This window comes from Pseudomonas marginalis, assembly GCF_900105325.1.
Classification (GTDB): Bacteria; Pseudomonadota; Gammaproteobacteria; order Pseudomonadales; family Pseudomonadaceae; genus Aquipseudomonas; species Aquipseudomonas marginalis.
On record NZ_FNSU01000003.1, the window covers coordinates 4,043,732 to 4,060,616 of the forward strand.

Genomic DNA, 16,885 nt, shown 5'->3' on the forward strand with positions numbered 1-16,885 from the left:
TCAATCCCCTGAGAGGTCTCCCGCAGGTGCATGAATGGCTTAAGGCAGGCTAGGAAACTAGCGCACCCTTGGAGATAATCGGCAGGCTGAAGCTTAGGCATTTTCATAGACAGATTTGGTCGCTGGTGGGATCGTGCGTGAGAATCACGCTGGCGTACATCACTTTTATATCACTCGCGCGTGTAGGGACACAATTGATCCAGGCAATCTTTTCAGAATCAGTGCGTGTCGCAGTCAGCGAATGGCGAGCGAACATGACCTTTGAGCAAGTGCTTGAGTACTTGGAGCGCCCTAGCGATCTGGGACGTGAGCTGCAGCCTGCGATCGAACGCGAGCTCAATAGCCGGGGTAGTAGCTGTGCAGAGGTGCAAGCCTTTGCGTGGGCGCAGCCTTGCCTGACCCTGGAGGGTATCTTCCAGCCAGATGACCTACCCGACACCCCCATTGATTTTTGCCCGGTGCCTGAAGCAGAAGGCACAGTCCTTGCCCGAGTAACTGCGATCGCGTGCCTTGCGGCTATCAATTCCGCCACAGTTTCCTACGGCTCCGAGAACGGAGGCGATCTGTTCGTGAACCTAGTGGTATTCCCGCCTGGCCGAGGTAAATTCACAGTCAAATCGACGGAAAAGATGAGCGGGCATACCGATGGCGTGACCTTCCCACTGCGCGGGTATCGCGACCCCCTCAATGACCGCATTGCACCTTCTCCGGATTTCGTGTGCTTGTCGGCATTGCGTAACCCGAAGCAAGTGCCGACCACGGTGATGCCACTCGACCATCTCATGGCGCGACTGAGCCAAGAGCATATCGATGAGCTCCAGAAGCCCCAGTACATCATCGGTTCACAGGAGACCTTCCGCGATGGAATGGCAGCCATCCTTGGTGACGAGCTTGATGTCGATGATGCGCAGCTGCTCTTCCAAGTGAATGGGAACTGGTGGATTCGATTCAGCCACCGCACCACGCAGATTGCTGATATCGGACAAACATCTGCTCAGGAGGCAATGGACGCCTTGAAGCATGCATGTGCTGACTGTGCGATACCTGTGGCTCTGCAGCCAGGCGATATCGCCTTGGTCAACAATCGCATTGCGCTACATGGTCGCAGTGAGCCTGGAAGTGAATACGGCGAGCAAACACGTTGGCTCCTACGCACCTATGGGCTGGACATCACGGAAATCGATCCTACCCAGTGGCATGAAGGCAGCGCTTTCATGCTGTATCCGTAGATACAACGCGAGCATCTCGGCACTGATAAGTGTTTCAATGGGATAAGGTCAAAGCCCTAGGTCTCCCGCAAAACGCTGATCACGGATTGAAGCAGAAGCATGCCCATCGATTATCAGCTTATGCTGCAGATAGCGTACGAGATGCCACGCCAGAGGCTCGCGGATCTCCAAGCAACCTTCGAGCTGATGGAAGCCACTGGAGCGATGCGTAGTAAGGGCCTCTCGAAGCGCTGTAAAGCCAGCAACACCGATGACCGACCTGTGAGCACGGATAGGATTGTTCAGCCCCGGACGACGCTCGTAGGCGCTCACAATCGACCCAAGGATTCCAGGAAGATCATCCCCATAAGCTTTGCAAGCAAGAGACCAGAGCTGACCATCAGACAGTATGGTCATCGGGCTCGCCTTATCAATAAATTGGCAAAATAGCCCCAAGCGCGGCCAGAATACATATCCACCTGTAAACCAATTTTTTGACGTGTTAACCGCCGAGGTTTACAGATCAAAAATTTAATTTACAGATCCGAATTTTCGAAGCGCCTAGTAGGTCACCGAGTGCGTCTTGCTGGAACATTGAAGGCGACTGACGCCAGCCGAGCCTATTGTCCGAAACGGGTGGAATTTCAGACGGACTGATCCTAGTAAAAAAGCCTTGTTGGTTTGATGTCAAAGCGTAAGCAGCAGCCTGCGGCTGCAAAGTAAAGCGATTCCTCCTCCGCCCCCAGCCCCACTATTCCAACCTCAAATTCACCTTCAGTCCTCAAAACCGTGTGATCTAGAAGCCGTAAATATCAGATGTAAAAGCCGGCGAAATCCTGTGAGAAAAGCGGTGCCTGGGCCACTGCAGCTTTTCTCTTGCTCTCAAATATAAGAACTCCGTCTCGCTTAAAAATTTTCAAGAGGGGGGGGTGAAAATAAAATGGACATTGCCGACGAACGGTAAATAAATTGCCTATTTGTCAATCTGAATTTTCACTCAAACATCCTCGAAAAACTATAAAAAAGGCTTTAAAGCAGGCGAAAACGCTAACATTTATGAAATTTCGATTCACCAAGTGCGAATTTTGATCGCCTACGACCGCGCCCAGTAGCAGATACAGTGGCCATGTCGATCATTTGTAACCGTCCGGCCAACTCACCTTCCTATCCACAATTGCTGGGACAAAAATCAGCAATCCTCCCTGGGTCAATTTTCAATCGACAGGATGGGTCAGTTTTCAATCAGCGCCAACAATCAAACATCTTGCCTAGCCAAAAGGGCCTTCAGATCGCTTGCATGCAGCTGCTCTTGATGCCTATTGATACCATTGGCGCTGATGCTATAGGATCAGATCAGGAGATGGCATTCCTCCTTTAACCGCCTTCGTGCTGATGATGCCTACGTGAACCCTGGACAGGGTGCGTAGGTGCGCCTCCCTGTCCTCCATTTTAGGACAGGCTATGATCTTACCCTCCGAGTTTCCCTTTTCTTTCGGCGCGAGCCGCTTGCGAGTTAGTCCACTCAGGTCTGATGAGGTGGGCTCGCCATGCTGAAGTCATTAATGGTCATCGCCGTTGGTGCTTCACTTGGAGCCTGGTTGCGCTGGATATTGGGCATGAAACTGAATGCTCTGTTTCCTACGATTCCCCCAGGTACTGTGGTCGCGAACATGGTTGGGGGCTACATCATCGGCCTGGCCATCGCCTTCTTGGCCGCTTCTCCTACCCTCAGTCCAGAGTGGCGTCTCCTGATCATCACGGGTTTCTGTGGTGGGCTTACCACCTTCTCTACATTTTCAGCCGAAACGGTTGCCTTGATTCAGGAGGGCAGACTGGTCTGGGCGCTTGGCTCAATTTCGTTGCACGTTGCAGGCTCGTTAGCGATGACCGCTGCCGGGCTTCTGTCCTACCAAATGATTGGTACTCGCTGAGGAGATAGAAATGAAAGGCTATATGGTCGTTTTCTTCACCCAACAAAACCGTCGTTATCAGGGAAAGATGCTAGGCGATTGGATCGTCGACGTGGCTAAAGAAATGGGGTTGCGAGGCGCCACGCTCTGCACCGGAATCGAAGGGTTTGGGCACACAGGAAAACTGCATTCATCGCACTTTTTTGAGCTGGCGGATCAACCCACGGAGATTCGCTTGGCCATCACGGAAGATGAGGCAGAACGATTGTTCAAACGATTGGACTCTGAGGAAATATCGGTGTTTTTCACCAAGACGCCAATCGAGATGGGCACCCTTGGAAAAACGCCCTCCAGCTCAACACCCTCCACAACTTCGGAGCTATGAACATGAGCTACGCGGACATCCCAGCTGGCAACGCCCTCCCCGATGACTTTTTCACCGTTATCGAGATTCCTGCAAACCACTCGCCGATCAAGTACGAGGTGGACAAGTCGAGCGGACAAATTTTCGTTGACCGCTTTCTCAGTACACCGATGTTCTATCCGGCCAACTACGGGTTTATCCCGAACACGCTGAGCGACGATGGCGATCCGCTGGACGTCCTGGTGGTTTGTCCATATCCCGTCTCACCTGGAGTTGTCATCCGCAGTCGCCCGGTTGGTGTGATGTACATGACTGACGAAGCCGGAGCCGATGCCAAGGTGATCGCAGTGCCTCATGAAAAACTCAGCTCCATGTACATCGACGTAAAGGAGTGCTCAGACCTCCCTGCGTTACTCCTCGCACAGATCCAGCACTTCTTCGAAAACTACAAAGCATTGGAACCGGGTAAGTGGGTGAAGATGGGCCGCTGGGGCAGCGCCGATGAAGCGCGGGAAGAGATTCGCAAGTCGGTAGCTGCGTATATCCCCAAATAGACTTACGCCAGATTCAAATGCCTGTGTCGGAGGATCGCGCTGAGGTTCTTGCATTATGCTGGGCCTCAGTTGCTCCGATCATCAAATATCCGGGGAAAAATATGCTGGGAATGAAGGAGCGATGTTGACTCGTGATCTGACTCATATCGCTTCCTCGTACTGACGTTAGATGGAGCGCTGGCTGACGCGTTTGGAAAGCTCTTCGGCGGACTCTTTACGCTCGGAGTACCGATCAACCAAATAATCCTGGCGATCCCGCAACAGCAGGGTGAACTTCATCAGCTCTTCCATCACGTCCACGAGTCGGTCGTAGTACGAGGACGGCTTCATACGACCTGCCTCGTCGAACTCGGTAAATGCCTTGGCCACCGAAGATTGGTTTGGGATGGTGAACATCCGCATCCATCGGCCCAGTACGCGCAGCTGATTGACCACGTTGAAAGATTGCGAGCCACCGCAGACCTGCATCACTGCAAGGGTCTTCCCTTGCGTAGGTCGTACAGCGCCCATCGCCAGCGGTACCCAGTCAATTTGGGCTTTGAATACTGCACTCATGGAGCCGTGACGCTCAGGGGAGCACCACACCTGCCCCTCAGACCATTGCATCAACTCGCGCAACTCAGCGACCTTGGGATGTGTATCGGGGGCGTCATCCGGCAGCGGGAGACCTGATGGGTCAAAGATCTTGGTTTCGGCGCCAAACTCTTCCAACAAGCGGGCTGCTTCTTGAGTCACCAGCCGGCTGAAAGAGCGCTCTCGCGTCGAACCGTACAAAAGCAGAATTCGAGGCTTATGGAGCGAAGGCGTACGAGGTGCCAGTTGCTCCAACGAAGGAATGTCGATCAGGTCGGCGTGGACGTTCGGCAATGTGTCTTGCATATAAACTCCTACGGCGGCACCTGGTTGGGTGCCGCCTCGGTTGATCTTTAAAGCGAACCGATGCGGTTCAGTTCAGCTTTCAACTGGTCAGTGCTGATGGTCTTCAGTGGCAGCGCAAGAAATGCGCTCACGCGTTCGTGAATTTTGGCCAGTGTGGTTTCAAACGCTGCTGTGATCTCGGCTTCCGACCCGCTAGCCTCAGACGGGTCGGCCAGCCCCCAATGCGCCTTCAAAGCTGGCCCGAAGAAGATTGGGCATGCCTCACCTGCAGCCCGGTCACAGACAGTGATCACGATGTCTGGCGGCGAGCCTTCAAAAGCGTCCGAAGCCTTGCTGCTTAAGCCGGCAGTAGAGATACCCGCCGCCTCCAGTGTTTGCAGTGCCCTTTGATTCACCCGGCCACTGGGAAAGCTTCCTGAGCTGACAGCTTCTACGCCCTCGGGCGCCAAGTGGTTGAAAAGCGCCTCGGACAGAATGCTGCGGCAGCTGTTGTGGGTGCACATGAACAAGACTTTCATCAGAAGATTCCTTGATTCAGAAACTGAGGCGCAATGCCAGGGCAGACAAGGTGGCGACGAGGATAGGCAAGGTCAGCACGATCCCAGTCTTGAAGTAGTAACCCCAACTGATCTTGATGTCCTTCTTGGCCAGCACATGTAGCCACAACAGCGTGGCCAAACTGCCAATTGGGGTGATCTTCGGGCCTAGGTCGCAGCCAATGATATTGGCGTACACCATCGCTTGCTGAACGACGCCATCCACTTCGGCGGCATGAATGGATAAGGCACCCACCAGAACCGTGGGCATGTTGTTCATGATCGACGACAGCAATGCCGTTAGCATCCCAGTACCCAGGGATGCCCCCCAGACGCCATAACCGGCGAATACGTTCAGAATCTGGGCGATGTGATCAGTCAGGCCCGCGTTCTTAAGGCCATAAACGACCAGATACATACCCAGGGAAAAAATCACCACTTGCCATGGAGCCTCCTTGAGCACCTTGCTTGTGTTGATGGCATGACCACGAGCCGCGATGACATAGAGGACGAATGCGCAGACCGTAGCAATGGCGCTGATTGGCACACCCAGCGGCTCAATGACAAAGAATCCGATCAGGAGTAGTGCCAGCACCCACCAGCCGGCTACGAAAGTAGCGCGGTCGTGAATTGCCTCGTCCGGGTTGTCCAGTTGGTCGAGGTCATAGGTCTTTGGTAAATCTTTGCGGAAAAACCACAGCAGCATGGCTAATGTCGCTGCCACGCTGACGATGTTTACCGGCACCATGATCGAAGCATATTCGTTGAAGCCGATATCGAAGTAGTCGGCAGAAACGATGTTGACCAGGTTGGAAACCACCAGCGGTAAGCTCGCCGTATCGGCGATAAAACCGGCTGCCATGACGAATGCCAACGTAGCAGCAGGAGAAAAGCGCAACGCCAGCAACATCGCGATCACAATGGGTGTGAGGATTAACGCTGCTCCGTCATTGGCGAACAGTGCCGACACAGCTGCGCCCAGCAAGACGATGAACGCAAACAACTTACGAGTGCTTCCAGCACCCCACCGCGCTACATGCAACGCAGCCCACTTGAAAAAGCCTGCTTCATCAAGCAGCAGGCTAATGATGATGACTGCGATAAACGTCCCGGTGGCATTCCAGACAATGCGCCAAACCTCTGGTATGTCAGCCAGGGTAACGACGCCTGCCAGCAGCGCCACGATGGCACCCAACGTCGCGCTCCAACCTACCCCGAGCCCCTTGGGTTGCCAGATGACGAGCACGATAGTGGCGATAAAGATCAATACGGCAATCAGCATTTCAGTAATCCGGTTGGGGCGTGAATCAGCTGCACACGCCCTGATTGATAGGGCGGTCGTTCATACCGCACAGGCGTTTAGCCTCGGTTTCCAGCCAATGCTGATTGGCGTCTACGACTTCTTTCAAAACCGCAGTTACCCACGCAGGCAAGTCGGGGTTCAGGCGGTAGTACACCCACTGACCTTGCCGACGATCCATCAACAAACCAGCAGAACGCAGCAGGGCCAAATGACGAGAAATCTTCGGCTGGCTCAGGTCGAGTGCCGCCGTCAGCTCGCAGACACACAGCTCGCCTTCGCTCACGACAAGCAGGGAAATTTTGGCTCGGGTGTCATCCGCCAAGCACTTGAATAACGTGGTGGGGTTCATGGGTTCTGTCACAGATCCTCCAGGTGTTTGGTCTTGACCAAAACGAAGAGCTTGATGCGCTCATGGATGTCGTGGAGCGTGTGGCGAAATGCGCCGGGATCATCGCTCGTTACTGGGTCAGAAAAATCCCAGGCAATGACTTCACCTGCACTGGGCATTGGTAGGCACTCGCTGGCGGACTTATCGCAAAGAGTGATGACGTAATCGAATCGATCAGCTTGAAACTCGCTGATGGACTTGCTTCGCAGGCCCGCTGTATCGACTCCAACTGCCTCCAATGCCTGAATCGTGCGCGGATCAATCTCAGACGGTTGGGATCCTGCGCTGAAGGCCTCGAAGCGCGGGTCGGTGTGCCGCAGTAACGCCTCTGCAAGCTGGGAGCGGACTGAGTTGGCAACGCACACGAAAAGAACTTTGATAGCAGGGGTCATGACTGGACTCGATGCATATGGAAAATCGAATATACGCTTTGGCATATATTCGGTAAAGCGAATATGATGACCGCTGCTCAGGCTTGAGCCATAGCGGTCATGCAAAGCAAGGCATAGGGAATGACAGGGTGGAGACGGAGATGATGATCCAGACAATGCAAATAGCCGGAGGGCAATGGCAGCGCTTTCGCGACGCCTTGGAGTCTGCTTACCTTCCATCAGACGATGTGGATCTTCCGAACCGAACCTTTTTCGAATTCACGCGGGATGGTGAGACTGTTGGGTGGGGAGGGTTTGAAACGCATGGGGCAGATGGATTGCTGCGTTCCCTGGTCGTGGAGCCGGCATACAGATCGACAGGGGTTGGAGCTGAAATGCTTCGAGTCGTTGAAGCAATAGCTGCGAAGCAGGGAATCGCTCGATTTCATTTGCTGACAACAATTGCATCAGGCTTTTTTGAACAGCAGGGATACGCACTAAACCAGCGAGACTCTGAGCCGCCTCTGATTGGGAATTGCACCTCACTTGACCAATCGTTTGCATTGCACTTGACCACCTGTTTGCATCGGACTTGACCAGCCAATTGCATTGGATCTGACCACTTGAAGCACGGCGTAAGCCGATCAGAACGAGTTCCATGATGGTCGACCTCAATTATCGATTTACGCTATCGTATATCGATAATTTCATCCAGCCTTGTCAGAGATCAGGTATTGACCATGACTGAAATCACCAAGACTGACCGTAGCCCTTGGGCTGTTTTTTTGATCTTCCTCCGCTTGGGGTTCACCTCCTTCGGCGGCCCAATCGCACACCTGGGCTATTTCCGCGATGAGTTCGTGGTGCGTCGACAATGGTTGAGCGAGCGCAGCTATGCGGATCTTGTCGCCCTTTGCCAGTTCTTACCGGGGCCAGCCAGTAGCCAGGTCGGGATTGCGCTCGGGTTGTCTCGATCCGGCTACGCCGGGGCACTAGCCGCGTGGATGGGATTCACCTTGCCCTCCGCAATCGCCTTGATCCTCTTCGCACTCGGCATCGCCAGTTATGGTGATGCCATGCCTGCTGGCGTGCTGCACGGTCTGAAGGTGGTGGCCGTGGCGGTGGTCGCCCAGGCTGTCTGGGGCATGGCGCGCAATCTTTGTCCCGATGCGCCGCGTATTTCCATCATGGCAGCGGCGACCTGCTTCGTGCTGCTCGTACCCTCTGCCTGGGGGCAAGTGAGTGTCATCATCCTTGCAGCCATCGTCGGCCTGCTGCTATTCAAACCACAGCAGGGCGAGGCCCATGATCCACTACCGATCAGCGTGCGGCGTCGCGTTGGCTTGTTCTGGCTGGCCCTGTTCTTTGCCCTGCTGCTTGGGCTGCCGTTGCTGACAGCTGTGTTTCCGAGCCAGACACTGGCGATGATGGATGCCTTCTACCGCGCCGGCTCGCTGGTATTCGGTGGCGGGCATGTGGTGCTGCCGCTGTTGCAAGCTGAGGTCGTACCAACAGGCTGGGTCGACAACGAAGCATTCCTCGCGGGCTATGGTGCGGCGCAGGCCGTGCCGGGGCCTCTATTCACCTTTGCAGCATTTCTCGGTGCCTCGATGATCCAAGCACCAACTGGCTGGCTTGGCGGGCTGATTTGCCTGCTGGCGATCTTTGCGCCGTCTTTCCTGCTGGTGGTGGGGGCCTTGCCATTCTGGGAGCACCTGCGCCGTAACCTGCGTACGCAGGCAGCACTGCTGGGCATCAATGCGGCCGTGGTCGGCCTGCTGCTTGCTGCTCTCTACCAGCCGGTATGGACGAGTGCGATTCATGGCCCGCAAGACTTTGGCCTGGCCCTCGTGGCACTGGTGGCGTTGATGTTCTGGAAGCTGCCGCCGTGGCTGGTCGTGCTGGGCAGCGGTGTCCTGGGCGGGCTGTTGAGCATTGCACTGTGAGATACATCGAGTGACCGACAAAGACCTCTACGGCGGGTTGATCCGCCTGCATATCCTGCACCACGCTGCCGAGGCTCCCATCTTCGGGCTGGCCGTCATAGAGGAGCTGAGCCACCACGGTTACAAGCTCAGCGCGGGCACGCTGTATCCGATGCTGCACGGTTTGGAGAAGAAGGGTTATCTGTGCTCGCACCATGAACGCACTGGGCGCCGCGAGCGACGCATGTATGAGATTACCGATGAAGGCCGAGCCGCGCTGGCAGATGCCAAGGTGAAGGTTAGGGAGTTGTTCGGCGAGTTAATCGAAGGACGCTGATGGTCTTAACCGGAGTGCCTGCGACCAGCTACTTGCTTTCATGACCGCACACTGACCGAAAGCAGTGGCCTATTAGCTACGTACGCTTTTGGCCGACTTCTGCCCGTCAAGGCGTACCCGTGCGCCGGTCAAATTCGATGCAAACAACTGGTCAAGTCGAGTGCAACAGGTGGTCAAGTCCATGCAATTACGCATCTGATCTCACAGACGGAGCAGTTCAGGGGGCTTTGCCCTGGCTCGGCTTGCTACATGTGCAAGGCGTTACCATTCGTCAATGGCTTATAGTCTGCCCACCCGATAGTCTGAAAAGCCAGATCGGAAAAATGTGGCAGTGAGGCTCAGCACACAAGACCACGAATCGCACAGTCTCTGGTGCGGCGGCCCTCACTCGATAGAACGCAACGACAGGCTAAATGGGATTAGGCACGTATGCCGTGATCAAGCCGCATAATCTCGTCATGGATAATTGTGAATCCCATAGGTGTGCACAGCACCCTGCAGGGTGTCTGACGGCCTACACCTACTATAGATCTTACTAGCCATCGCTGCGCCTTCTTTCGGCTTCCAAACACTTCCAGCGCGATTGAGAAGACCTGCTCGTAACGCGTCTGAAAACAGCGATGCCTAGCACTCCAGCAGCCGATCGGGGAGCGAACGCATCGCCCGACAATCCTAAGCTCATTCATGCTTCACCCTCTGGTGATACTGGTCTGGTCGCCGCTCGTACTCTGTGCAGGCTGCATCCCGACAGGGCCACCTCGTGGCGCGGCCCTTTAGCTCAGACGCAACGCTTCCATCGAATTGAAGATCTGCTCCCAGCTACCTATCACTCAGCACTGATTGTGCAAAATGGGAAAGATTGGAAGCCCCGCCTCCATTCCTGCGCAACAGGTAGCCCTTGATACCAACCTGGCCAGGCCCATCCCGATCACACCTTTCTGAGTCGCCAATCATGACGATCCGCCTCTGACCACTGAGCTCATTTTCTGGCCGGACATTAAGCAGATCGCAGGTGTGCTGATAGATGCCGGCTTGCGGTTTCATAACACCAATGCGATAGCTGAAACCATAGGCCCCAAGGTGCGGGAAAATCCTTTCCACTACGGGGCCGTAGGCCATTGCCAGGTTTGAACATACGGCCAGTCTCACCCCTGCAGCTTGCAGTAGCCCAACGGCCTCAACCGCGTCTGGATAAGGCTGAATGCTTGCCAGCTCTTCCTCCAAGCATTGATCAAGAAATGCGAGTTGGGAGGGCGAGATCTTGATACCAAAGGCCAGCGCAGCCTCGCTTAGAGAAAGGCAATGGGTCATGATCGTTCGGATGTCATCAGCGCGAGGCAAGCGGCCTTGGCGTCGCCCCTCTCGAAGCAACTGTCGAAACGGATGTGTCGGCTGCTGTATCTCTACCAGCGTTCCGAAGGCGTCAAAGATTACGGCACTGGTCTTCATCTGAGTTTCCTTCGCTGGTCACCGTCCGCAAGACAGCCAGCCACTCTAACGAGAATCAAGTTCAACAACCAAAAAACCAAGCTACCGAAGAGTAACGCCAAATTTTGAAAATTCATCCACCAGCGTTTTTCGACCCAGCATTTTCGGAAGCTTGAAGACGTTCCTGTACCCATACCACAAAAACATAGGAATAATGACAAGCCCAACTCCAAAGGTTGCCGTTGCAGCAATAATCCCAGCTGGAACCGCTGCTAGCGAAATAACCACACCCTTTACCAAAGCCGACCTTGCAATAATTCGCAGATCATCCAAGTCGCACTCAACTTTCCCACCAGCCTTCTCAAAAGCGACAACAATTATCGATTTCTTTGAGGCATGCTTATAGTACCAAGTTCGCGGAACATCAGTCGCCAAAGCACCATGCTTCACAAGGTACTTCAGCATCACAACCTCTTTGAAATAGAGAGTAGCGTCGTGCTCATCCTCATATCTAACACGTCGATAGAGAGCGTCTAGATCACCGCTCGCTTGAACATCATAGTTCTTAACAGTCAATGTCAGCTTCTTTAACTCGGACATGCTTCTTCCTTTAAACACACATTAACTATTAATGGATTAGATGACGGTGGGGCCTAATGAAGCAGGCTGAGACAGCGGCCTCGACGACGCGGGGGCACTCAAGCGGCGGCAGGCAATCGGCTGACCATGACGTAATGATCGTTGCCTGACACTGTCCGCAATAACGCCATGCCTTCGACCTCCGCTATCACCTCACTAGGGGGTGTGACAATTGTCATCCCATCAACCAGTTGCCCTGAAAGATCGCCATACACATACGCAACGAAACGATCGCCAACTTCAGCTGCATCTACCAGGTACGCGTCCACTAGTGCACCCCAATCATGGGCCTGCGCAATCGCCAACTTAGCTGACACCAGACTGGGCAGTCGTATTCCGCCCTCAGCCGTCCAGTCCTGGGAATTCAGACAACTCATGGATTCTCCATCACGTTCGAATTTGAAACCTACTCACTTACTGAAAAAAGCTAAACGCCGGCAGCCCTGTCAGTCTTCATACACTGACAACTAGGTCTGGCCGAAAGCCAGTTTCTTCATTGGGATAACCACGAGGATTACTCACAAACCGGATGCCGTTAACCACCTCATCCACGGCTTCGTGGGTATGGCCAAAGATCCATAGATCGATCTTAAAATTCATCAGGCCATCCCAATTGTTGCCATAGGCTGCTCGCAAGTGAGGATCGGCTCCTTGGTCACTCACGAACTTCATAAGGGGCGGATGGTGAGTCACAACTACACGCTTACCGTTGAATGGCAGCGACAGCTGAGCCTCTAACCACTCCTTCGTCTCTCGATTTCTCGCGATCAGGTCATCAGGGCGCAAACGCCGATACTGTTCACCGACACGGATGGCGCGAAAGTCATTCAGTGAGTCACGAGCACACCAAGAAGCAGCTACTGGGTCTCCGGTTGCGGCCAGGCTTGTCCAAGCCGTAGCGCAGAGAAACTGCACATCACCGTACTCTAAAACCTGATTTTCCAAGACGTGGACGTGCTCCTCAGCAGCGTCAAGCAGCTTGCTGTGGGTTCGATCTATATTCCCGCTGTAGTGCTCATGATTGCCCATGGCATATACGACAGGCGTGCTGAAGGTCAGGCTGGCCCATCTGGCCCCCCTGGACTTCACGTGGATGTCGCCGGCTAATACGACCACGTCACAGTCCACCACAGGGGGGACGAAATCGGCGAACTCACAATGTAGATCAGACAGTATATGAAGCTTCATCCCAACCTGCTGACGTCGACTTTCTAATAAATTGATCATTCCCTGGCCCGGTCGCCCGGACGCGGCGAGGCTGTCATCTGTAGGCCCACGATAAACGATGGCCGCCATTATTACCAGTTTTCGATATTTATCGACGCGTGGCGCTGTGGCCCTATTCTTCGTTTTGAGCGCTCAGCATGCAGAACGAGATAGCAGCAATAGTCCGAGCTCTGCGCGACCTTAGAGGATCGGCCCAGGAGGAGCTCGCCGAGATCAGTTCCCAAGCCAATCTGTCGCGATTGGAGCAAGGGAAAACGCAGGTCTCTTTGGTCAAGCTGAGCAAGATCGCGCGCACCCTAGATTTCGACCTCGTGGCTCTCGTCGCGCTGTGTCAGGCCCTCCAGGATGGGTCATCACCTATCGATGTCATGGCGAAGGCTTCGCAGGATTTGGAGGGCTTCATAGCCCTGGGAGGCTTGCAGGGCCTGAAGAAGCACTGGGACGCAGGTGAAGGGCTGGTAAAGCGCACGCGAGGCAAACCCAGCAGCCCAGATCGAATCCGAGCTGTGCTAGAGCTCAAGGCCAGCGGCATGTCGAAGGCGGAGGTGAGCCGGGCGCTGGATTTACCTGAAGCGACTGTCAGGCGTTACTGGCTCAAAGAACTGCCTGGTTAGAAAGGGAGTCGTGGGGCACGAGCAAAGAAGCTCTCCACTTGTCCGATTCGATTTAGCGCGGCGGCAGATCCGTGAAGCGCAGCCTGGGATAGATCCGCCTTTCCTCAGCGCATTTGGAAATCTGGAAGAACGCTGACAGCAGTGCATCTTCCGAAGGGCAGTGGCGGGTCATGACCTCGAACTCATTGTAATCGAAGGCTAGGACGCGGACACCGACCTCATCCATGAACTTCAAAATCATGGTGCTGTATTCATCGTAGTTGTCGATAAAAAACTCTCTGACCACGACAACTCCCACTAGGGGGCGTGCAGCAAGATCAATGTCCAAGGGCGTGCCGCCCACAAGCGCCAAGGCTGGATTGCCTTCTCGCTTGATCGTTGAAATAGCGCCACGTAGTTGCTGAAGACCGTTCTTCAACTGACTTGTAGCCTTCTTTCGCTTTCTCTCAAGCGTTGTGTTCAACGTCGCTGGGGTATTGGGACTGTCCTTCGCCTGCAGCAGTAAAGTCACTTCATCGCCCATTACCACTACGTCAGCCAGCTCCTCGCCATCGGAGACCTTCAAGGGGCCATGGATGATCCGCTCGGAGGTATATGCCCGCTGGAGCAGATAGATGATATCCAGTTCCTGAAACGTACCCGGCTCAGTGCGCTCCAACTGTGTATTGGAAAAGCCTTTGGAGCCTCGAAAGTCCTGGCGGGTAAGGTCGGTGATCAAATAGTCCGAAGGGAACAGATCCTCTTGTAGGAACACCGTTATGGCACGAGCGTCGTCCGCATAGGTCGTGAGGCTGAACCATCTGTCCGCCTGCTCATACATCTTGGGCCAGTGATCTGCTCCAATGGGGCTGAGTGTACCGAGCTCCTTGCGGAGCTGACCAAGCTTCGCCTGGGCCTTACAACTGAACAGCTCACGGTTGTGCTCGTCGAAAAAGCACACACTGAACTCGTCAGGGAAGCTCTGCAGTGCCTCGGTGAGAGGGTCACCAGGGATGAGTGGGGTTTTGATCAATAGCGGGCTTTGTGGGTCATCAAAGCAGGCTGTGAGAAGCGTAAGCCCCGTCGTTTCGTCTGCCTTGTATGGCGCGAGGTAAAGCTTCAGTTCACGCCTTTGCTGAGCCGCCAGGATCAGCTCTTTCCCTGCCTTGATTACCAGCACGGAGCCCTCAGGGCCTTCAACGATCCATAATCCACGGGCTAATACAGCGATTTGCTGAAGCGATTGTGGCTTCATGATCGTGAGGTACATGTGAACTCCTTGGTGCCTGATTGCGTCCTGCATAACCTGAAGCCTACGCTGGAGGTCGCCCGAGAGATAGCCGCTCACTGGTATATCAAGATCGAAGTATTCACCTGGAGCAGGCCTGCCCGGCTATGCCTACCTGAAGGATGTGTTGACGCGCCTGCCTACGCAGCGAGCTAGTGAGATTGCCGAGCTGTTACCACACAGGTGGGTGACCGTTTAATCACGCAGGGTGTCTTGGACTTGTGCTTACCAAGCTTCTACATTTTGCGCCAGACCAAAGCAGGAATTGCTCGGATGTAAATTAGCTCGCTGACCAACTCAATCAGCGTTTGAGTGATAACTGCTGCCGCAGCGAGCCCTCTGATTTCTTCGGGCAAAGCCAGTGCCAGGGGCAGAACCACCAATGAATTTCGTGTCGAGCTACTGAACGCCACTGATCTTGCAGTGATGGCCGGCAATTTAAATGCCCGCGCAACCAGCGCACCGACCAGTGGTGCCAAGAGCATGAAACCGAGGTAGACGGGAATAACGGGCAGTAGCTTGTCCATGTCCCTGACCACTGCTGAGATCTGAGAGCCGACCACTACGACCAACACAGCCGCCATAGCTGGCACAGGCATCCAAGCCCATGCATTGTTCCAGCCCTCAACGACGCGTGACCTCTTTGCCCCGGCAGCTGTTGCTACTGCCAAGACCAAGGGTAAAGCGATCAGCACTACGAAGGCCTCAACAAATGGGCCGACCGATATAACCACCGCCGAGTCATTACCCACCATGAAGGCTAGATAGAGGGGCAGTAGCACAAGCTGAAGCAAGAGTAGTAATGGCGTTGCCGCCAGAGTCAGTTTGGAGTCGCCCTTACCGATATGGGTAAACACCACCACATAATCGATACAAGGCGTCAGCAAGACCAATAGTGCGCCCACCAAAATCGCCGGGTGGTCGGCTAGGCCCATCGTCAACGCCCAAACCAACAGGGGGATGGCGACGAAATTGGCGGTCAGCAGCGCGGTCATGAAACGCTTGTTTGCAAGCCCTTCGCGGAGATCCAGGAATGGGATCTGTAGAAACATGGCGTACATCAGCACAGCGATAGCTGGTGTCACCAACGCACCTAACGCTTGAGAGGCATCAGGTGCGAGCAGGCCTCCGATAGCCGCGACAATGACCGCGACGAAGTAAACGGGAATCTGGTTCTTCTCTAGCTGTTCTCTGTCCACGGAATGCCCTTAAAACGCGTGAAATCATTTTTCGATTGAGCAGGTTAATATCTGTAGCTACTACAGGTTCAAGAAAATGCTTGGGGAGTTTAGATGTCAGGAATCGGAGCGCTGTCGAAATCAACGGGTTGCCACATTGAAACGATTCGCTACTACGAGAAAATAGGCCTTCTCCCTCCGGCCCTACGGTCGACAGGGGGGCATCGAATCTATACCGAAAAGCATCGGTCACGACTCATCTTCATCCGGCAGAATCGTGAACTGGGCTTTCCACTCGACGATATCCGCGAACTCATTGCGCTCGCGGCAGATGCTGATCGTCCGTGTGCTGATGCGTTGTCGGTGGTCAAGAAGCACTTGGCAGAAGTGGAATCGAAGGTAGCTAAGCTCCAGCAGATCCGGACAGAGCTGCTCTCAATGGCAGGCACGTGTGAGTCAACATGCCTAGGCTCGAAGACTCCAGACTGTACGATTGTTGAGTCACTGTTCGAACCCGCTGCTGGGGCTCGCTCTGGTTGCTGCTCTCAGGCGGGTCAAGGATCATGGGGGAAGCAAGCCGCCATAGAACGCAAAGAATGTGGAAGTCCCGACGAGCTGAGTTGAACGTCCGCTTACCCTCAACGGGCTGGTGCAAGATGTATTAGGCAGACGCTTGCAGGAGCGACGTCTAAAACGATGAGGCTAGGCCTGGTCTTGCCCACCGATACCCCATCCTGGCCAACCAAGATTTGGCTAA

21 protein-coding genes, 1 pseudogene and 1 riboswitch are annotated in these 16,885 nt (G+C 54.5%); of the genes and pseudogenes, 10 read left to right on the top strand and 12 right to left on the bottom strand.

Features of this window, described 5'->3' with window-relative positions:
- The first annotated feature begins 137 nt into the window (after positions 1 to 137).
- From BLW22_RS28155 to ppa, 4 genes are all read left to right on the top strand, one after another.
- Entirely contained in the window at positions 138 to 1,229 is a 1,092-nt protein-coding gene (locus tag BLW22_RS28155) for a TauD/TfdA family dioxygenase (RefSeq protein ID WP_143045167.1), read from the top strand.
- A gap of 1,326 nt (positions 1,230 to 2,555) precedes the next feature.
- A riboswitch (Fluoride riboswitch) is annotated at positions 2,556 to 2,617 on the top strand.
- Positions 2,618 to 2,755: 138 nt separating this feature from the next.
- On the top strand, positions 2,756 to 3,139 hold the full coding sequence (gene crcB / locus BLW22_RS28165; protein WP_017337059.1) for a fluoride efflux transporter CrcB: 384 nt from the start codon (positions 2,756 to 2,758) through the stop codon (positions 3,137 to 3,139).
- 10 nt (positions 3,140 to 3,149) lie between these two features.
- On the top strand, positions 3,150 to 3,503 hold the full coding sequence (locus BLW22_RS28170; protein WP_058410836.1) for a DUF190 domain-containing protein: 354 nt from the start codon (positions 3,150 to 3,152) through the stop codon (positions 3,501 to 3,503).
- Positions 3,504 to 3,505: 2 nt separating this feature from the next.
- Positions 3,506 to 4,036 carry an inorganic diphosphatase gene (gene ppa, locus BLW22_RS28175; RefSeq protein WP_058410837.1) on the top strand — a complete coding sequence of 177 codons (531 nt, stop codon included), beginning with the start codon at positions 3,506 to 3,508 and terminating at the stop codon, positions 4,034 to 4,036.
- Between the two features lie 165 nt (positions 4,037 to 4,201).
- On the opposite strand, the gene arsH is transcribed toward ppa, so the two are convergent.
- The 5 genes from arsH to BLW22_RS28200 are packed head-to-tail and all read right to left on the bottom strand — an operon-like array spanning position 4,202 to position 7,534.
- Positions 4,202 to 4,915, bottom strand: a complete 714-nt coding sequence (gene arsH, locus BLW22_RS28180; protein WP_065893944.1) for an arsenical resistance protein ArsH — start codon at positions 4,913 to 4,915, stop codon at positions 4,202 to 4,204.
- Positions 4,916 to 4,962: 47 nt separating this feature from the next.
- On the bottom strand, positions 4,963 to 5,433 hold the full coding sequence (locus BLW22_RS28185; RefSeq protein WP_033902850.1) for an arsenate reductase ArsC: 471 nt from the start codon (positions 5,431 to 5,433) through the stop codon (positions 4,963 to 4,965).
- Between the two features lie 16 nt (positions 5,434 to 5,449).
- A complete protein-coding gene (locus BLW22_RS28190; RefSeq protein WP_020192021.1) occupies positions 5,450 to 6,733 on the bottom strand; it encodes an arsenic transporter in 1,284 nt (427 codons plus the stop codon).
- Positions 6,734 to 6,758: 25 nt separating this feature from the next.
- Positions 6,759 to 7,103: a metalloregulator ArsR/SmtB family transcription factor gene (locus tag BLW22_RS28195; RefSeq protein WP_174562742.1), complete on the bottom strand. Its 345-nt coding sequence runs from the start codon at positions 7,101 to 7,103 to the stop codon at positions 6,759 to 6,761.
- A gap of 8 nt (positions 7,104 to 7,111) precedes the next feature.
- Positions 7,112 to 7,534 carry an arsenate reductase ArsC gene (locus BLW22_RS28200; protein ID WP_074847876.1) on the bottom strand — a complete coding sequence of 141 codons (423 nt, stop codon included), beginning with the start codon at positions 7,532 to 7,534 and terminating at the stop codon, positions 7,112 to 7,114.
- A 155-nt stretch (positions 7,535 to 7,689) separates the two neighbouring features.
- Between BLW22_RS28200 and BLW22_RS28205 the strand changes: the two genes are divergently transcribed.
- From BLW22_RS28205 to BLW22_RS28215, 3 genes are all read left to right on the top strand, one after another.
- Positions 7,690 to 8,109 carry a GNAT family N-acetyltransferase gene (locus BLW22_RS28205; protein WP_235865630.1) on the top strand — a complete coding sequence of 140 codons (420 nt, stop codon included), beginning with the start codon at positions 7,690 to 7,692 and terminating at the stop codon, positions 8,107 to 8,109.
- Between the two features lie 144 nt (positions 8,110 to 8,253).
- Positions 8,254 to 9,459 carry a chromate efflux transporter gene (gene chrA / locus BLW22_RS28210; RefSeq protein ID WP_074847878.1) on the top strand — a complete coding sequence of 402 codons (1,206 nt, stop codon included), beginning with the start codon at positions 8,254 to 8,256 and terminating at the stop codon, positions 9,457 to 9,459.
- A 10-nt stretch (positions 9,460 to 9,469) separates the two neighbouring features.
- Positions 9,470 to 9,775, top strand: a complete 306-nt coding sequence (locus BLW22_RS28215) for a PadR family transcriptional regulator (protein ID WP_020192026.1) — start codon at positions 9,470 to 9,472, stop codon at positions 9,773 to 9,775.
- 419 nt (positions 9,776 to 10,194) lie between these two features.
- On the opposite strand, the gene BLW22_RS36095 is transcribed toward BLW22_RS28215, so the two are convergent.
- The 5 genes from BLW22_RS36095 to BLW22_RS28240 form a co-directional block, all read right to left on the bottom strand.
- Complete coding sequence (locus BLW22_RS36095; RefSeq protein WP_074847880.1) at positions 10,195 to 10,461, bottom strand: antitoxin Xre/MbcA/ParS toxin-binding domain-containing protein; 267 nt, start codon at positions 10,459 to 10,461, stop codon at positions 10,195 to 10,197.
- A gap of 133 nt (positions 10,462 to 10,594) precedes the next feature.
- Positions 10,595 to 11,224: an HAD family hydrolase gene (locus BLW22_RS28225; RefSeq protein WP_065893938.1), complete on the bottom strand. Its 630-nt coding sequence runs from the start codon at positions 11,222 to 11,224 to the stop codon at positions 10,595 to 10,597.
- 81 nt (positions 11,225 to 11,305) lie between these two features.
- Positions 11,306 to 11,803 carry a hypothetical protein gene (locus BLW22_RS28230; RefSeq protein ID WP_074847882.1) on the bottom strand — a complete coding sequence of 166 codons (498 nt, stop codon included), beginning with the start codon at positions 11,801 to 11,803 and terminating at the stop codon, positions 11,306 to 11,308.
- 98 nt (positions 11,804 to 11,901) lie between these two features.
- Complete coding sequence (locus BLW22_RS28235; protein ID WP_033901845.1) at positions 11,902 to 12,219, bottom strand: hypothetical protein; 318 nt, start codon at positions 12,217 to 12,219, stop codon at positions 11,902 to 11,904.
- Positions 12,220 to 12,295: 76 nt separating this feature from the next.
- Entirely contained in the window at positions 12,296 to 13,030 is a 735-nt protein-coding gene (locus tag BLW22_RS28240) for a metallophosphoesterase (protein WP_032856874.1), read from the bottom strand.
- A gap of 176 nt (positions 13,031 to 13,206) precedes the next feature.
- Between BLW22_RS28240 and BLW22_RS28245 the strand changes: the two genes are divergently transcribed.
- The gene (locus tag BLW22_RS28245) at positions 13,207 to 13,683 is read left to right on the top strand and encodes a helix-turn-helix domain-containing protein (RefSeq protein WP_065893936.1); all 477 of its coding nucleotides are present in this window, start codon (positions 13,207 to 13,209) and stop codon (positions 13,681 to 13,683) included.
- Positions 13,684 to 13,735: 52 nt separating this feature from the next.
- On the opposite strand, the gene BLW22_RS35495 is transcribed toward BLW22_RS28245, so the two are convergent.
- Entirely contained in the window at positions 13,736 to 14,932 is a 1,197-nt protein-coding gene (locus tag BLW22_RS35495) for a hypothetical protein (RefSeq protein ID WP_235865615.1), read from the bottom strand.
- A gap of 124 nt (positions 14,933 to 15,056) precedes the next feature.
- Here BLW22_RS35495 and BLW22_RS28255 point away from each other — a divergent pair.
- Positions 15,057 to 15,149 (top strand): annotated as a pseudogene (locus BLW22_RS28255) (transposase domain-containing protein); the annotation flags it as partial.
- 37 nt (positions 15,150 to 15,186) lie between these two features.
- Here the strand turns inward: BLW22_RS28255 and BLW22_RS28260 are convergent.
- Positions 15,187 to 16,149, bottom strand: a complete 963-nt coding sequence (locus BLW22_RS28260) for an arsenic resistance protein (RefSeq protein WP_033901842.1) — start codon at positions 16,147 to 16,149, stop codon at positions 15,187 to 15,189.
- 93 nt (positions 16,150 to 16,242) lie between these two features.
- Between BLW22_RS28260 and BLW22_RS35630 the strand changes: the two genes are divergently transcribed.
- Positions 16,243 to 16,752, top strand: a complete 510-nt coding sequence (locus BLW22_RS35630) for a MerR family transcriptional regulator (RefSeq protein ID WP_170252181.1) — start codon at positions 16,243 to 16,245, stop codon at positions 16,750 to 16,752.
- Positions 16,753 to 16,885 lie beyond the last annotated feature (133 nt).

Bases quoted from the DNA above. Each gene is read 5' to 3' on its own strand.
- BLW22_RS36095 (WP_074847880.1), bottom strand. From the start codon at position 10,461: ATGAATGAGCTTAGGATTGTCGGGCGATGCGTTCGCTCCCCGATCGGC.
- crcB (WP_017337059.1), top strand. From the start codon at position 2,756: ATGCTGAAGTCATTAATGGTCATCGCCGTTGGTGCTTCACTTGGAGCC.
- BLW22_RS28205 (WP_235865630.1), top strand. From the start codon at position 7,690: ATGCAAATAGCCGGAGGGCAATGGCAGCGCTTTCGCGACGCCTTGGAG.
- BLW22_RS28240 (WP_032856874.1), bottom strand. From the start codon at position 13,030: ATGAAGCTTCATATACTGTCTGATCTACATTGTGAGTTCGCCGATTTC.
- BLW22_RS28200 (WP_074847876.1), bottom strand. From the start codon at position 7,534: ATGACCCCTGCTATCAAAGTTCTTTTCGTGTGCGTTGCCAACTCAGTC.
- BLW22_RS28245 (WP_065893936.1), top strand. From the start codon at position 13,207: ATGCAGAACGAGATAGCAGCAATAGTCCGAGCTCTGCGCGACCTTAGA.
- BLW22_RS28185 (WP_033902850.1), bottom strand. From the start codon at position 5,433: ATGAAAGTCTTGTTCATGTGCACCCACAACAGCTGCCGCAGCATTCTG.
- BLW22_RS28230 (WP_074847882.1), bottom strand. From the start codon at position 11,803: ATGTCCGAGTTAAAGAAGCTGACATTGACTGTTAAGAACTATGATGTT.
- BLW22_RS35630 (WP_170252181.1), top strand. From the start codon at position 16,243: ATGTCAGGAATCGGAGCGCTGTCGAAATCAACGGGTTGCCACATTGAA.
- BLW22_RS28235 (WP_033901845.1), bottom strand. From the start codon at position 12,219: ATGAGTTGTCTGAATTCCCAGGACTGGACGGCTGAGGGCGGAATACGA.
- BLW22_RS28190 (WP_020192021.1), bottom strand. From the start codon at position 6,733: ATGCTGATTGCCGTATTGATCTTTATCGCCACTATCGTGCTCGTCATC.
- BLW22_RS35495 (WP_235865615.1), bottom strand. From the start codon at position 14,932: ATGTACCTCACGATCATGAAGCCACAATCGCTTCAGCAAATCGCTGTA.
- arsH (WP_065893944.1), bottom strand. From the start codon at position 4,915: ATGCAAGACACATTGCCGAACGTCCACGCCGACCTGATCGACATTCCT.
- BLW22_RS28170 (WP_058410836.1), top strand. From the start codon at position 3,150: ATGAAAGGCTATATGGTCGTTTTCTTCACCCAACAAAACCGTCGTTAT.
- BLW22_RS28225 (WP_065893938.1), bottom strand. From the start codon at position 11,224: ATGAAGACCAGTGCCGTAATCTTTGACGCCTTCGGAACGCTGGTAGAG.
- chrA (WP_074847878.1), top strand. From the start codon at position 8,254: ATGACTGAAATCACCAAGACTGACCGTAGCCCTTGGGCTGTTTTTTTG.
- BLW22_RS28195 (WP_174562742.1), bottom strand. From the start codon at position 7,103: ATGAACCCCACCACGTTATTCAAGTGCTTGGCGGATGACACCCGAGCC.
- ppa (WP_058410837.1), top strand. From the start codon at position 3,506: ATGAGCTACGCGGACATCCCAGCTGGCAACGCCCTCCCCGATGACTTT.